Annotated in this window: 16 protein-coding genes; all 16 read left to right on the plus strand. The window is 71.6% G+C overall.

Annotated features, from left to right (window positions below; genetic code table 11):
• Positions 1-25 precede the first annotated feature (25 nt).
• Positions 26-874: a flagellar hook-basal body complex protein gene (locus E0W78_RS05870; RefSeq protein WP_131402934.1), complete on the plus strand. Its 849-nt coding sequence runs from the start codon at positions 26-28 to the stop codon at positions 872-874.
• A gap of 123 nt (positions 875-997) precedes the next feature.
• On the plus strand, positions 998-1,285 hold the full coding sequence (locus tag E0W78_RS05875) for a flagellar FlbD family protein (RefSeq protein WP_131402935.1): 288 nt from the start codon (positions 998-1,000) through the stop codon (positions 1,283-1,285).
• Between the two features lies 1 nt (position 1,286).
• Entirely contained in the window at positions 1,287-2,066 is a 780-nt protein-coding gene (locus E0W78_RS05880) for a MotA/TolQ/ExbB proton channel family protein (RefSeq protein WP_131402936.1), read from the plus strand.
• Positions 2,067-2,069: 3 nt separating this feature from the next.
• A complete protein-coding gene (locus E0W78_RS05885; protein ID WP_131402937.1) occupies positions 2,070-2,957 on the plus strand; it encodes a flagellar motor protein MotB in 888 nt (295 codons plus the stop codon).
• The gene (locus E0W78_RS05890) at positions 2,954-3,391 is read left to right on the plus strand and encodes a flagellar basal body-associated FliL family protein (RefSeq protein ID WP_131402938.1); all 438 of its coding nucleotides are present in this window, start codon (positions 2,954-2,956) and stop codon (positions 3,389-3,391) included. The genes E0W78_RS05885 and E0W78_RS05890 overlap by 4 nt, the downstream gene beginning before the upstream one ends.
• A gap of 46 nt (positions 3,392-3,437) precedes the next feature.
• Positions 3,438-4,394 carry a flagellar motor switch protein FliM gene (locus E0W78_RS05895; protein ID WP_278249424.1) on the plus strand — a complete coding sequence of 319 codons (957 nt, stop codon included), beginning with the start codon at positions 3,438-3,440 and terminating at the stop codon, positions 4,392-4,394.
• Positions 4,391-5,149, plus strand: a complete 759-nt coding sequence (gene fliN / locus E0W78_RS05900) for a flagellar motor switch protein FliN (RefSeq protein WP_131402940.1) — start codon at positions 4,391-4,393, stop codon at positions 5,147-5,149. Before E0W78_RS05895 ends, fliN begins: the two co-directional genes overlap by 4 nt.
• Positions 5,150-5,151: 2 nt before the next feature.
• Positions 5,152-5,568: a flagellar biosynthetic protein FliO gene (locus tag E0W78_RS05905; protein ID WP_131402941.1), complete on the plus strand. Its 417-nt coding sequence runs from the start codon at positions 5,152-5,154 to the stop codon at positions 5,566-5,568.
• The gene (gene fliP / locus E0W78_RS05910; protein WP_131402942.1) at positions 5,565-6,332 is read left to right on the plus strand and encodes a flagellar type III secretion system pore protein FliP; all 768 of its coding nucleotides are present in this window, start codon (positions 5,565-5,567) and stop codon (positions 6,330-6,332) included. Before E0W78_RS05905 ends, fliP begins: the two co-directional genes overlap by 4 nt.
• A gap of 11 nt (positions 6,333-6,343) precedes the next feature.
• On the plus strand, positions 6,344-6,613 hold the full coding sequence (locus E0W78_RS05915; protein ID WP_131402943.1) for a flagellar biosynthetic protein FliQ: 270 nt from the start codon (positions 6,344-6,346) through the stop codon (positions 6,611-6,613).
• A 4-nt stretch (positions 6,614-6,617) separates the two neighbouring features.
• The gene (locus E0W78_RS05920; protein ID WP_131402944.1) at positions 6,618-7,388 is read left to right on the plus strand and encodes a flagellar biosynthetic protein FliR; all 771 of its coding nucleotides are present in this window, start codon (positions 6,618-6,620) and stop codon (positions 7,386-7,388) included.
• Entirely contained in the window at positions 7,388-8,545 is a 1,158-nt protein-coding gene (locus tag E0W78_RS05925) for an EscU/YscU/HrcU family type III secretion system export apparatus switch protein (protein WP_131402945.1), read from the plus strand. The genes E0W78_RS05920 and E0W78_RS05925 overlap by 1 nt, the downstream gene beginning before the upstream one ends.
• Positions 8,546-8,628: 83 nt before the next feature.
• On the plus strand, positions 8,629-10,674 hold the full coding sequence (gene flhA, locus E0W78_RS05930) for a flagellar biosynthesis protein FlhA (RefSeq protein WP_131402946.1): 2,046 nt from the start codon (positions 8,629-8,631) through the stop codon (positions 10,672-10,674).
• Positions 10,671-10,934 (plus strand): hypothetical protein, encoded by a 264-nt coding sequence (locus E0W78_RS05935; RefSeq protein ID WP_131402947.1) that lies wholly within the window; start codon positions 10,671-10,673, stop codon positions 10,932-10,934. The genes flhA and E0W78_RS05935 overlap by 4 nt, the downstream gene beginning before the upstream one ends.
• Positions 10,935-10,966: 32 nt before the next feature.
• On the plus strand, positions 10,967-12,535 hold the full coding sequence (locus E0W78_RS05940) for a GAF domain-containing protein (protein WP_131402948.1): 1,569 nt from the start codon (positions 10,967-10,969) through the stop codon (positions 12,533-12,535).
• A complete protein-coding gene (locus E0W78_RS05945; RefSeq protein ID WP_131402949.1) occupies positions 12,532-13,185 on the plus strand; it encodes a response regulator transcription factor in 654 nt (217 codons plus the stop codon). Before E0W78_RS05940 ends, E0W78_RS05945 begins: the two co-directional genes overlap by 4 nt.
• The last annotated feature ends 1 nt before the right edge of the window (position 13,186 follow it).

The following is a 13,186-nucleotide window of genomic DNA, read 5'->3' on the forward strand; positions in this document are numbered from 1 at the left end:
CGCCTGACCTCCCAAGGAGAACACCATGCTTCGCTCCCTCTTCGCCGGCATCAGCGGCCTGCGCGTGAACCAGACCATGCTCGACGTCACCGGCAACAACATCGCCAACGCCAACACGACGGGCTTCAAGTCCAGCACCACCGTCTTCTCGGACACGCTGAGCCAGATGCTCACCGCGGCGTCGGCCGAGAACGCCGGCCGTGGCGGCACCAACCCGATCCAGATCGGCCTGGGCGTCCAGGTCGCCGCGACCAACGCCAACTTCGGCCAGGGCTCGGCGCAGGTCACCAACGTCCCGACCGACCTCATGCTGAGCGGCGACGGCTTCTTCGTCGTCCGTGACGGCGCCGAGAACGTGTACACCCGCGCCGGCGCGTTCACCTTCGACGAGGCCGGCTCGCTGGTCAGCCCGACCGGCATGCGCGTGCAGGGCTACGAGATCGCCGCCGACGGCACCCGCGGCACCGACCTCGAGGACGTCACGCTCGACTTCACCCACCTCGGCCTGCCGGCCGGCACGACGCTGAAGTCGTACAACATCGGCTCGGACGGCAAGGTCCGCGGCGTGTTCTCCGACGGCTCGCAGCACGACATCGCGCAGATCGCCATCGCCGACTTCGTCAACCCGATGGGCCTGGAGAAGGTCGGCGACACCGCGTTCCGCGAGTCGGCCAACTCGGGCCCGGCCCAGGTCGGCATCGCCGGCGAGGGCACGCGCGGCCAGATCCGCTCCGGCGCGCTGGAGATGTCGAACGTCGACCTCTCCCAGGAGTTCACCAACCTGATCCTGGCCCAGCGTGGCTTCCAGGCCAGCTCGCGCGTCATCACGACGTCGGACCAGGTGCTCGAGGAGCTCGTCAACATCAAGCGCTGACGCCCGTCCGCACACCGTCGGCCATCGCGACACGCGAACCGCTCAGGTTCACGTCGTGGTGGCCGATGGTGCTGTATGCGGCCACGGACGGCTGTGCTGGAACTCGCCAAGGACTGGTGGAACATGATCACGCTCACGCGCCTCTCAGGCACGACCTTCATCCTGAACTGCGACCTCATCGAGAGGATCGACCGTTCGGGCGACACGGTCGTGACGCTGGTCGACGGCAAGAAGTACGTGGTCTCCGAGACGCCCGCCGAGGTCGTCGGGCTCGTCGCCCACTACCGCAGCGAGCTGTACTCCGGCCGCCACCTGCTCGGCACCGACATCCCCACCCCGACCTCCTCCGGCCGCGGCTCCGTGGTGACCCTCCCACGCCGTGGCCGCGACCTGGACGACGAGGAGCTCTGACATGGATCCCATCACCCTGATCGGCGTCGCCACGACGTTCGTGCTCGTGGTGCTGTTCACCGTCATGGAGGGCGGCGACCCCACCAGCGTGCTGCTGCCCGCGCCGCTGCTGCTCGTCTTCGGCGTCACCATCGTCGTCTGCCTGGCCGGCGGCACCATGGGCGACGCGAAGCGCATCATCCCCTCCATGAAGGAGGCGTTCCTCGGCAAGCCGGCCAAGGCCGCCGACGTCGTCCCGACCGTCGTCTCCCTGGCCGAGAAGGCCCGCCGCGAGGGCATGCTCGCCCTCGAGGACGAGCTGGCCAAGATCGACGACCCCTTCCTGGTCCGCGGCGTCACCATGGCCGTCGACGGCACCGACCCCGCCGAGCTGCGCGAGATCCTCGAGGGCGAGGTCAACGCCAAGGAGGAGGAGGTCAAGCAGTCGGCCAAGTTCTTCAACGACGCCGGCGCCTACGCCCCCACCATCGGCATCGTCGGCACCGTGCTCGGCCTCGTGCACGTCATGGAGAACCTCGGCACCCCCGAGGAGCTCGGCCACCTGATCGCCGCCGCGTTCGTCGCCACCCTGTGGGGCGTCCTGTCGGCCAACGCCATCTGGCTCCCGCTGGGCAGCCGCATCAAGCGCCTGGGCCAGCTCGAGGTCTCCCGCATGGAGCTGGTCATCGAGGGCGTCGCCGCGATCCAGTCCGGCTCGAACCCGCGCCTGGTCGCGCAGAAGCTCGAGTCCCTGCTGCCGGTCGCCGACCGCCCGAGCACCGCCGAGAAGAAGGCGGCCTGACCCGTGGCGCGCAAGAAGGTGGAGGAGGAGCACACCAACCACGAACGGTGGATGGTCACGTACGCCGACATGCTCACCCTGCTCTTCGTGCTGTTCGTCGTGCTCTACGCCATGAGCCAGGTCGACGAGGCCAAGTACGCCGCCCTCAAGGAGGGCCTGAGCGAGGGCTTCGGCATGACCGCGGTCATGCAGGGCTCCGACGGCGCGATGCAGGCCAGCTCGATCCAGGAGGAGCCGCAGGCCAAGGCCGACAGCGCCGAGACCTTCGGCGGCGTCGACCCGCAGGTGCAGGAGAAGATCGACGAGGCGGTCAGCGCCCACGACCGCTCCCAGCTGCAGCACCAGTACGCCGAGGCGCAGGCCGAGGCGCAGGACCTGACCCAGGTGTGGCGCGAGATCAGCGCCGCGCTGCAGGAGAAGGGGCTGCAGGAGGACGTCCAGGCGGTGCTCGACGAGCGCGGACTGGTCATCAGCCTGGTCTCCAAGCACATCGTCTTCGAGCCGAACCTGGCGTCGCTGTCGTCCCGTGGCCGTGAGGTCGTCGACACCATGGCCCCCGTGCTGCGCCGTATCCAGGCGCCGCTGGAGATCTCGGGCCACACCAACCAGGTCGACGTGAAGCCCAAGTACTACGACACCGACTGGGACCTGTCGTCGGCGCGCGCCATCACGGTGCTGCGCTACCTGCACGAGTCCCGCAAGGTGCCCCAGGAGCGGCTGCGCCTGTCGGCCTTCGGCCACGAGAAGCCGCTCGTCGACCCCGCCAAGAAGGGGTCGCAGGACGTCAACAAGCGCGTCGACATCGTCGTGCTGTCGTCGCTCGCCGCCGAGAGCAGGCAGCTGCTCGGCACCAATCCGCTCACGTCGCTGAACTCAGGAGAGAACTCATGACCGTCTCGCAGATGCCCGTCGAGGAGGGCCCGGAGAAGAAGGGCGGCAAGAAGCGACTGCTCATGATCCTGGTGGCCGTCCTGGCCGTCGCAGCGGCGGCGTGGTTCTTCCTGCTCCGCGACACGGCCGAGGGCGAGGAGCCCGTCGAGCCGGTGGCCGGCGAGGTCGTCCCGCTCGAGGCCACGCAGGTCAACCTGGCCGGCGGCCACTACCTGCGCATCGGCATCGCGCTGCAGCTCGTCGAGGGCGCGCACGAGCTGGACGGCTCGGCCGCGATGGACTCGATGATCTCCACGTTCAGCAACCGCCAGCTCAACGAGGTCGTCAACGCCAAGTCGCGCGAGGAGCTGCGCAAGAAGCTGGTCGAGGTCGTCGACCACCGCTACCACGGCGAGGTCATGGACGTGTACTTCACCGAGTTCGTCACGCAGTAGAAAGTTTCATCTCAGGTCCGGTGGAGCCCGGACGATACGTGCTCATGTGAAAACAGCGCAGCACGTAGACGGGCATGCCCGCACGCCGGCCGCCCGCGCGCGTCGTCGTGACCGCGCGGCGACCGTCGTCCCGTACGACTTCAGCCGTCCCATCCAGCTCTCGCGTGAGCACACGCGCATGCTGCAGATCGCCTTCGACGGGTTCGCCCGCCAGGCGACGACGGTGTTCACGTCGGTGCTGCGCACCGTCTGCCAGGTCAACCTGATCGTGATCGAGCAGCGCAGCTACGCCGAGTACGTCGACGGCCTGGACGCGCTCACGCACATGACGATCTTCTCGGCCGACCCGCTGCCGGGCCGCTGCGTCATGGAGATCCCGCTGGAGACCTCCATGGCGGCGGTCGACCACATGCTCGGCGGCCACGGCCGCGGCGACCAGCCGCACCGCGCGCTCAGCGAGATCGAGAGCAACGTGATGGCCGGCCTCATCGACCGGCTGCTGGCCGAGATGCGGTACTCGATGTCGGGCCTGGTCGCGATCGACCCCGAGGTGCGCGCCACCGAGTACAGCCCGCAGTTCGCGCAGGTCGCCGGAGCCGGCGACGTCGTCGTGCTGCTGTCCTTCGAGCTCAAGATCGGCGACCGCGACAGCAGCCTGTCGCTGTGCATGCCGTTCAGCTCGATCCTGCCCCACCTCGTCGGGGCCTCCTCGCCGGCGCCGGCCTCGGACCGCGAGCGGGCCGAGCTGGCCCGCTCGGCCAAGACCCTGCGCCAGCAGTTCGACCAGGTCCCGGTCGACGTGCAGGTGCGCTTCCGGCCCACCGCACTGACGCCCGAGGCCCTGCACGGCATCTCCGTCGGGGACGTCGTGCGCCTCAACCACCCCGCGTCGGCCCCGCTGGACGTCGTCGTCGACGGCACCACGTTCGCCCACGCCACCCCCGGAGCCCGCGGCGCCCACCTCGCCGCGCTGATCGTCCCCACCCAGGAGAGCACGTCATGACGGACATCGTCGAAACCCAGGTCACCGAGTCGGCGGCCGTCGCGGCCGCCGCGGCACTGCCGTCGGTCGACGCCCTCACCGCCGGTCCGGCCGAGCGTCCCTCGCCGGTCCTGGTGAGCGCCTTCGCCGCCGCGGTCGTCGCCGACCTGGGCGGTGCCGGCGGCCGCATCGGCCTGCTGGTCGCGCCCGGCCTCGTCGCCGCGCTGGCCGACACCCCGCTCGGCGAGCTCGACCTCACCGCCGTCGTCCAGCCCGCGCTGGACGCTGCGGCCGAGCAGCTCGGCCGCTCGGCCCAGGGCGCCCGCATCGTCGAGCTCGGCGCGATCGACCTGGAGATGGGCGAGACCTACATCGCCTCGGTCATCGCCGACTCCGCCCCGGTCGCCGCGCTGCTCGTGTCGGACACCGCCGCCGCCCCGGCGCCGGCCCCGTCCGCCTCCGACGCGCCGTTCGTCGGCACGGCGCCCACCAGCACCGCCGCCGGCCTGGCCGACGGCCCGCGTCCCGCGCGCGGCATCGAGATGCTGCACGGCGTCATCATGGACGTCACCGTGGAGCTCGGCCGCACGCAGATGAGCGTCCGCGACCTGCTCGCGCTGACCCCGGGCACCGTGCTCGAGCTCGACCGCGCCGCCGGCAGCCCGGCGGACCTGCTGGTCAACGGCCGGCTCATCGCGCGCGGCGAGGTCGTCGTCGTCGACGAGGACTTCGGCCTGCGCGTCACCGAGATCCTCGACGACAACGCCGGAGCCTGACCGTGGATCTCGGGGTCCTCCTGCGGCTGGTCCTGTCGCTCGCGCTGGTGGTCGGCCTCATGCTGCTCATCGCGCGCTTCGTGGGCAAGCGCTACCAGAGCTCGGGCTCGGTGCTGGACGTCGTCCACCGCCAGCAGCTCTCGCGCGGGTCGTCGGTCGTCGTCGTGACGACCGCCGGCCGCGGCCTGGTGCTCGGCGTCACCGACAACCAGGTCAGCCTGCTGGCCGAGGTGGACCCCGAGGACCTCGTGCTGCCCGAGCCGGACATCGCGACGGTCGAGGTCGAGGACCCGGACGCCGCCACCGGGCTCGCCCCGGCGTCGACCCCCGCCGGCGTCCCGGCCGGTGCGCTCAACGGCTCCGTGCTCTCCCCGCAGGCCTGGCGCCAGCTCGTCGACGGACTGAGGAAGCGCGCGTGACCCGAGTCCTCCGCCGGCTGCTCTGGACGGCCGGCCTGTCCGTGCTGCCCGTGCTCGTCGCGGCGCCCGCCCACGCGGCCGGCCCGCGCGGGCCCCAGGGCCCCGACGTCACCGTCGAGCTCGACGGCCTGACCAACGACCCCAGCACGTCCGTCGTCACGATCATCGCGCTGACGCTCGTCTCGCTGCTGCCCGCGATCGTCCTGACCTGCACCGCGTTCACCAAGGTGCTCGTCGTGCTGGGCCTGACCCGCAACGCGCTGGGCCTGCAGCAGACGCCGCCCAACCAGGTGCTCGCCGGACTCGCCCTGTTCCTGAGCCTGTTCATCATGGCCCCGGTGCTCAGCGCCATCAACGACGCCGGCATCCAGCCCTACATGAACGGCGACCTGAGCGCGAGCGCCGCGTGGGACGCCGGCATCGAGCCGCTGCGGGCGTTCATGATCGCCCACACCGGCGACTCGGAGCTGCAGCTGCTCAGCAACGTGGCCGAGCGCGAGCTGCCCGACACCCGCGACGACGTGGCGCTGACGACGCTCATCCCGGCCTTCGTGCTGAGCGAGCTCAAGCAGGCCTTCATCATCGGCTTCGTCATCTTCATCCCGTTCCTGGTCATCGACGTCGTCGTCAGCGGCGCGCTCATGGCCCTGGGCATGATGATGATGCCGCCCACGATCGTGTCGCTGCCGTTCAAGCTGCTGCTGTTCGTGCTCGTCGACGGCTGGGCCCTCATCGTGACCGCGCTCGTCTCGAGCTACGGGTAAGGGGGGCCGTCATGACCGACACCCAGGTCCTGGAGATCGCGATGCACACCATGGTCATCGCGCTCAAGCTCTCCGCGCCGATCCTGGTCACCAGCCTGGCGATCGGCTTCCTGGTCTCGCTGTTCCAGTCGATGACCCAGATCCAGGAGTTCACGCTCGCGTTCGTGCCGAAGCTCATCGGCGTCGGCGTCGTGCTCATGGTCTCGGGCAACTGGATGCTGCACGAGCTGCAGAACTTCACGGTCGGCCTGTTCGACATGCTGCCGAGCCTGCTCGGGTGACCTCGTGACGCTCAGCCTCGCCGGCGAGCCGCTGCTGGCCTACCTGCTCGCCTCGGTGCGGATCTTCACCTGGCTGATGATCGCGCCGCCCTTCGCCGGGCGGACGGTCCCCACCCAGCTGAAGGCCGTGCTGGCGGTCGCGCTGGCCATGGCGGTCGCACCGATCACCGGCGGGGCCACCATCCCCGACACGACGCTGGGACTCCTGCTCGAGATCGTCGGGCAGGTCTTCATCGGCGGCCTCATGGGCTTCGTGACGATGATGCTGTTCTCGGCCGTCGCCGCGGCCGGCAGCATCATCGACCTGTTCGGCGGCTTCGCGATCTCCGCGGCGTTCGACCCGCTGAACATGACCATGAACACGATCATGGGCAAGTTCCACGCGATGCTCGCGATGGCGCTGCTGATCGTCTCCGGCGGCCACCTGCTGATCATCGGCGGGCTGCTCAAGACCTTCGCCGTGCTGCCGGTCGGCGAGGCGATCTCCGTGCCGACGGGGGCGGAGGTGCTGACGACCGCGTTCGGCGTCTTCTTCGTGACCGCCGTGCAGATCGCGCTGCCGCTCGTGGCGGTGCTGTTCGTGGCCGACCTCGGCCTGGCCCTGCTGACCAAGATCGCGCCGCACCTGAACGCGATCAACGTGATGTTCCCGGCCAAGATCGGGCTCACCCTGCTGGTCGTCGGCATGTCCTTCCCGGTGCTGCCGGGCGTGATCGACCGCCTCGTGGAGCTGATCCTCCAGGCGATGTCGACCCTCGCGGGAGGGGGTGGCTGATGGCGAGCGGGAGCGAGGAGAAGACCGAGAAACCCACAGCCAAGAAGAACAAGGAGAACCGCAAGGAGGGCCAGGTCCCGCGGACGCCGGAGATCGGCGGCTGGGCGGCGCTCCTGCTGTTCGCGATGTTCCTGCCCGCGCTCGTGGGCCGCGAGCTCGCCGCCCTGCGCGACATCATGGCCACCGCCTTCACCGGCCTGGACGAGGCCGACCCCGCCCACGCGCTGGCGCTGCTCGGCTCGGCCGCGACGCACGCGCTGTTCGCCCTGGTGCTGCTCGGCAGCGGCATCCTGGTCGTCGGCGTCGCCGGCGCGCTCGCCCAGGGCGGCTTCTACCTGGCCACCAAGGCGGTCAAGCCGTCGGCCAAGAAGCTCAACCCGATCACCGGGTTCAAGCGCGTCTTCGGCCTTCAGGCGCTGTGGGAGGGCGCCAAGGTGCTGGTGAAGTCCGCCCTCGTCGGCATCCTGGTCTGGAGCTCCATCCAGGGGATCGTCCCGCTCGTCGGCCGCTTCTACTCGGTGAGCTCGATGATCGACCAGGTGACCGCCGACGTCGTCGCTCTCGTGCGCTGGGTCGCGCTCGCCGGCGTCCTCATGGCCGCGCTGGACTACCTCTTCCAGCGCCGCAAGGTCGGCAAGCAGACGCGCATGACCAAGCAGGAGGTCAAGCAGGAGCACAAGAACAGCGAGGGCGACCCCCTGCTCAAGGGCGCCATCCGGTCGCGCCAGCTCGCCGCCTCCCGCAACCGCATGATCGCGGACACCGCGAACGCGGACGTCGTGCTGGTCAACCCCACCCACGTCGCGATCGCGCTCACCTACCCCGAGGGGGCCGGCGCGCCCGTGGTCACCGCCCGCGGCGCCGGGGCCGTCGCGGCCCGCATCCGCGAGGTGGCCACCGAGAACCGCGTGCCGCTCGTGCAGGACGTCCCGCTGGCCCGCGCGCTGTACCGGGCGGCGCGGGTCGGGCAGCAGATCCCGCCCGAGCTGTTCGCCGCCGTGGCCCAGGTGCTGGCCTACGTCATCAGCCGCAAGCGCAGCGGCCAGGCCGCCGGCGAGCACCGCTCGCCGCGCGGCGACGAGCCGCTGCCCGACGTGCTGCCGGCCGGCCGACGGCGTCCGCGAAACCCCTCAGCCGAGGATCCGCCCGGCCGATAGGGGCACCGACACCAGGACGGCGTCGCCAACCAGGCCAGGGACGGTCGCCGGTCTCGTCGACCCCCGAAAGGTGTCACCCACCCATGGATCGCAAGCGGCTCAAGCAGCTGGGCGTGCCCGTCGGCGTCGTGCTGATCGTCGTCATGCTCGTCGTGCCGATGCCCGCCGCCGTGCTCGACCTGCTCCTGGTCGTCAACCTGACCACCAGCATCCTCGTGCTGATGGTGGCGATGTTCGTGCGCAAGCCGCTCGACTTCGCCGCGTTCCCCGCGATCCTGCTGGTGATGACGCTGTTCCGGCTCGCGCTCAACGTCAGCGCGACGCGCCTGGTGCTCACCGAGGCCCACGCCGGCAAGGTCATCGAGACGTTCGGCCACTTCGTCGTCGGCGGCTCGCTCATCGTCGGCCTGATCATCTTCGTGATCCTGCTGATCATCCAGTTCGTCGTCATCACCAACGGCGCCGGCCGCGTGGCCGAGGTCGGGGCGCGCTTCACCCTCGACGCCATGCCCGGCAAGCAGATGGCCATCGACGCCGACCTCAACTCCGGCCTCATCGACGAGGAGGAGGCCCGCCGCCGTCGCGCCGAGGTGCACGCGGAGGCCGACTTCTACGGCGCGATGGACGGTGCGTCCAAGTTCGTCAAGGGCGACGCGATCGCCGCCATCATCATCACGCTGGTCAACCTGATCGCCGGCTTCGCCGTGGGCATGGCCCAGATGGGCATGAGCTTCGGCGAGGCGGTCGAGACCTACAGCCTGTTGAGCGTCGGCGACGGCCTGGTCTCGCAGATCCCCGCCCTGCTGCTCTCGGTCGCCACCGGCCTCGTCGTCACGCGCTCGACCGCGGACGACGACATGGGCTCGGACATCCTGCGCCAGCTCACCCAGAACCCGATGCCGCTGCGCATCGCCGGCGGCGCGGCCCTGTTCATGTGCCTCATCCCGGGCCTGCCCAAGATCCCGTTCATCCTGGTCGGCGGCGTGCTGCTGATCCTGTCCGCGCGGGTCGCGGCCGAGCTGGCCAAGGAGCCCGTCGTCCTGCCCGACGACGTGCCCGAGGCCGTCGCCGAGCAGCCCGAGACGATCGCCGCCCAGGTGCAGGTCGACCCGCTCGGCCTGGAGCTGTCGGCCGACATCATCGACCTGGTCGACCGCAGCGTCGGCGGCGACCTGCTCGACCGGGTCAAGGCGCTGCGGCGCAAGATCGCCGGCGACGTCGGCGTGGTCATCCCGCCCGTGCGCACCCGGGACAACCTCGAGCTGCCCGCCCGCACGTACCGGATCACGATGTTCGGCGTCGAGGTCGCGCGCGGCCAGGCGCCGCGCGGCACCGTGCTGGCCATCGGCGACGGGCTCAACGCGCTGCCCGGCGAGCCGACCAAGGAGCCGGTCTTCGGCCTGGACGCCCGCTGGGTCGCCGCCGAGCTGCGCCACCAGGCCGAGGTGCTCGGCGCCACGGTGGTCGACCGCGCCTCGGTCATCACGACCCACCTCTCCGAGGTCGTCACGCGCAACGCCTCGCGCCTGCTCGGGCGCGAGGACGTCGCGATGCTCGTGCAGGTCGTCAAGCGCTCCAACCCGACCGTGGTCGAGGAGCTCACCCCGGCCCAGCTGAGCCTGGGCGAGATCCAGCGCGTGCTGCAGGGCCTGCTCGACGAGCAGGTGCCGGTGCGCAACCTCGTGGGCATCTTCGAGTCGCTGTCGCTCAAGGCCCGCGACACCAAGGACGTCGACGCGCTCGTCGACGCCGCCCGACTCGGCCTCGGCCCGGCCATCGTCGAGCCGTACGTCACCGACGGCGTCCTCAACGTCATCACGCTGGAGCCGACGCTCGAGCACCGGATGCTCGAGGCCATGCGCCCCGGCGACCGCGGCAACGTCATCGCGCTGGACCCGGTGTCGGCCCAGCAGGTCATGGCCTCGGCCGCGGACCTGTCGACCCAGGCCGAGAACGCCGGGGTCCGGCCGGTGCTGGTGTGCGCCCCGCAGATCCGGCCCGCGCTGCGCCGCATGCTCGCGCCGGCGCTGCCGACCCTGCCGGTCGTCTCGTACTCCGAGGTCGACGGCGGCGGTGACGTGCACTCGGTCGGCGTCGTCGGCCAGCCCACGGCGGTGGGCGTCCGATGAGGCCGCCCAGCCCGCTCGCGCTGCTGCTCGCGCTGGTCTGCTCGATGCCCGCGTTCGTGGGGGCCGGGGCCGGCACGATGACCGGCGACGACGCGGTCACCCGGGCCGTCGTGCTGCTGCTGGCGGCGTGGGGGCTGGAGCTCCTGCTGCGCCCGGCCGCCCTGCGGATCATCCACGGACCCCCTGCGGCGATGGACGTCCCGCCGGGTGGACCGGAGGTCCCGGCCCAGGATGGCCCGACGGTCCCTGAGGTCGCCTAGACTGCCCGCGTGCGGACCGAGCTGAGGACGTCGTGAGCGGACCCCTGGCCGGCCCGCGCACCGGAGGCGTCCTCGACGCCGATCCCGACCTGGCGCCCGACGCCCCGCTCGAGGTCGTCCTGCACCGGGTGCTCCTCCGCACCTGCCGCGAGCTGCGCGCCCGCACCGCGCTGCTCGTCCTGCCCGACGAGCACGCCCCCGGCGACGCCCGGGTCGTCGCGCACGGGCTCGACGACGCCGCCCGCGACGCGCTCGTGCCCGACGCCGCGACGCGGCTGGCCCTGCTCGCCGGCGACGCCGGCCTCGGCCCCGACTGCCTCGCGCTGCCGGTCCACGTCGGCGGCGTGCCCTACGGGCGGCTGCACGTGTGCGACAAGCAGGGGCCCGACGCGGCCGGGTTCGACGCCCACGACCGCCAGCTGGCCGCCGTCTTCGCCGCCGTGCTGGGACCGACGATCGAGCACGTCCGGCTGCACGAGCGGGCCCGGCGCCAGCGCGCCTGGGCCGAGGCGGCCGCCGACATCGGCGCGGTGCTCGTCGGCCCGGTCAGCCAGGGCTCGGCCCTGCAGCTCGTGGCCGACCGCGCCCTCGCCGCCGTCGACGCCGACTTCGTGGCGGTGCTGCTCCCGCGCGACGACACCAGCCTGGCCGTCGAGGTGGTGGCCGGACGCGACGTGCCGCCGGCCCTGGTCGGCGAGCTGACCCGGCCCGACGGGCTTCCCGCCGAGGTCGTGCGCACCGGGGCGGGCCTCGTCGTCCCCGACACCGACCTGGAGCCGCTGTACCTGCCGGGCGAGGAGGAGCGCTGGCCCGAGCTGCGCTCGGTCATCCTGCTGCCGCTCCCCGGCGACGAGCACGTCGGCGTGCTGGCCCTCGGCTGGCGCGAGCGCCTGGCGCCGGGCAGCTGGCAGCTGGACCCCACGCTCCCGCAGCGCTTCTGCGACCAGGCCGGGCTCGTCGTGCAGGTTGCCCGGGCCCGGGCCGACCGTGACCGGCTCGCCGTGCTCGAGGACCGCGACCGCATCGGCCGCGACCTGCACGACTTCGTCATCCAGCGGCTGTACGGCACCGCCCTCGGCCTGGAGGTGCTGGGCCGCACGCTCGAGCCGGGTCCCGTGGCCGACCAGGTGTCGCAGGCCGTCGACCAGCTCGACGCGACCATCCAGGACGTCCGCCGCACCATCTTCGAGCTGTCCACCGCCGAGGACGAGGGCGTGCGTACCGAGCTGCTGCGGCTCAGCGACGTCGTGGCGCGCAGCGTCGGCTTCCGGCCCCGGCTCGTCGTCGACGGCCCGGTCGACACGCTCGTGGTCGGTCCGCTGCGCCACCAGGTGCTGGGCGTGCTCGGCGAGGCGGTCTCCAACGCGGTGCGCCACGCGCAGGCGTCGAGCATCGACGTCGAGGTGCGGGCGAGCGTCGCCGAGGGTGTGCTGGTGCGCGTGACCGACGACGGTCAGGGACTGCGCGGGCGCACCCCGCGCGGTGGACTGCTGAACATGACGCACCGGGCCGAGGGCCTGGGCGGGTCGTGCGCCGTGCGCGACCGGCCCGACGGTGGCGTCGAGGTGCTGTGGCAGGTGCCCGGAGAGGCGGTGCGATGAGCGACGTGCGGATCTTCCTGGTCGACGACCATCCGATCGTGCGGCAGGGGGTGAAGGGGCTGCTCGACGCCGAGCCCGGGCTCGAGGTCGTGGGCGAGGCCGGGTCGGCCCAGCAGGCGCTCGACCGCATCCCGGCCCTGCAGCCGGACATGGCGCTGCTGGACGTCCGGCTGCCCGACTCCTCCGGCGTCGACCTGTGCCGCGAGCTGCGCCACTCGATGCCGTCGCTGCGGGTGCTGTTCCTCACGTCGTACGAGGACGACGAGGCGCTGTTCGCCGCGATCATGGCCGGGGCCTCGGGCTACGTGCTCAAGCAGGTGCGCGGCACGGACCTGCTCGACGCGGTCCGCCAGGTCGCCTCGGGCAAGTCGATGCTCGACCCGGTGATGACCAGCCGGGTGCTCACCCGCATCCGCGAGGGCAAGCCCGACGAGTCCCAGCTCGACCAGCTGTCCGAGCGCGAGCGCACGGTGCTCGACCTGATCGGGCGGGGGATGACCAACCGCGAGATCGCGGCGGAGCTGTTCCTGGCCGAGAAGACGGTGAAGAACAACGTCACCCGGCTGCTGGCCAAGCTGGGCCTGGAGCGGCGCACCCAGGCCGCGGTGCTGGCGGCCAAGCACGCCTGGGACCGCGACGCGCGCCAGTAGC

It is taken from the genome of Aeromicrobium sp. IC_218, from assembly GCF_004336805.1.
GTDB lineage: Bacteria > Actinomycetota > Actinomycetes > Propionibacteriales > Nocardioidaceae > Aeromicrobium.

Excerpts from the sequence above, each read along its gene's own strand:
- E0W78_RS05870 (WP_131402934.1), top strand. The coding sequence starts at position 26 with ATGCTTCGCTCCCTCTTCGCCGGCATCAGCGGCCTGCGCGTGAACCAG.
- flhA (WP_131402946.1), top strand. The coding sequence starts at position 8,629 with ATGGATCGCAAGCGGCTCAAGCAGCTGGGCGTGCCCGTCGGCGTCGTG.
- E0W78_RS05915 (WP_131402943.1), top strand. The coding sequence starts at position 6,344 with ATGACCGACACCCAGGTCCTGGAGATCGCGATGCACACCATGGTCATC.
- fliN (WP_131402940.1), top strand. The coding sequence starts at position 4,391 with ATGACGGACATCGTCGAAACCCAGGTCACCGAGTCGGCGGCCGTCGCG.
- E0W78_RS05945 (WP_131402949.1), top strand. The coding sequence starts at position 12,532 with ATGAGCGACGTGCGGATCTTCCTGGTCGACGACCATCCGATCGTGCGG.
- E0W78_RS05880 (WP_131402936.1), top strand. The coding sequence starts at position 1,287 with ATGGATCCCATCACCCTGATCGGCGTCGCCACGACGTTCGTGCTCGTG.
- E0W78_RS05875 (WP_131402935.1), top strand. The coding sequence starts at position 998 with ATGATCACGCTCACGCGCCTCTCAGGCACGACCTTCATCCTGAACTGC.
- E0W78_RS05890 (WP_131402938.1), top strand. The coding sequence starts at position 2,954 with ATGACCGTCTCGCAGATGCCCGTCGAGGAGGGCCCGGAGAAGAAGGGC.
- E0W78_RS05925 (WP_131402945.1), top strand. The coding sequence starts at position 7,388 with ATGGCGAGCGGGAGCGAGGAGAAGACCGAGAAACCCACAGCCAAGAAG.
- E0W78_RS05935 (WP_131402947.1), top strand. The coding sequence starts at position 10,671 with ATGAGGCCGCCCAGCCCGCTCGCGCTGCTGCTCGCGCTGGTCTGCTCG.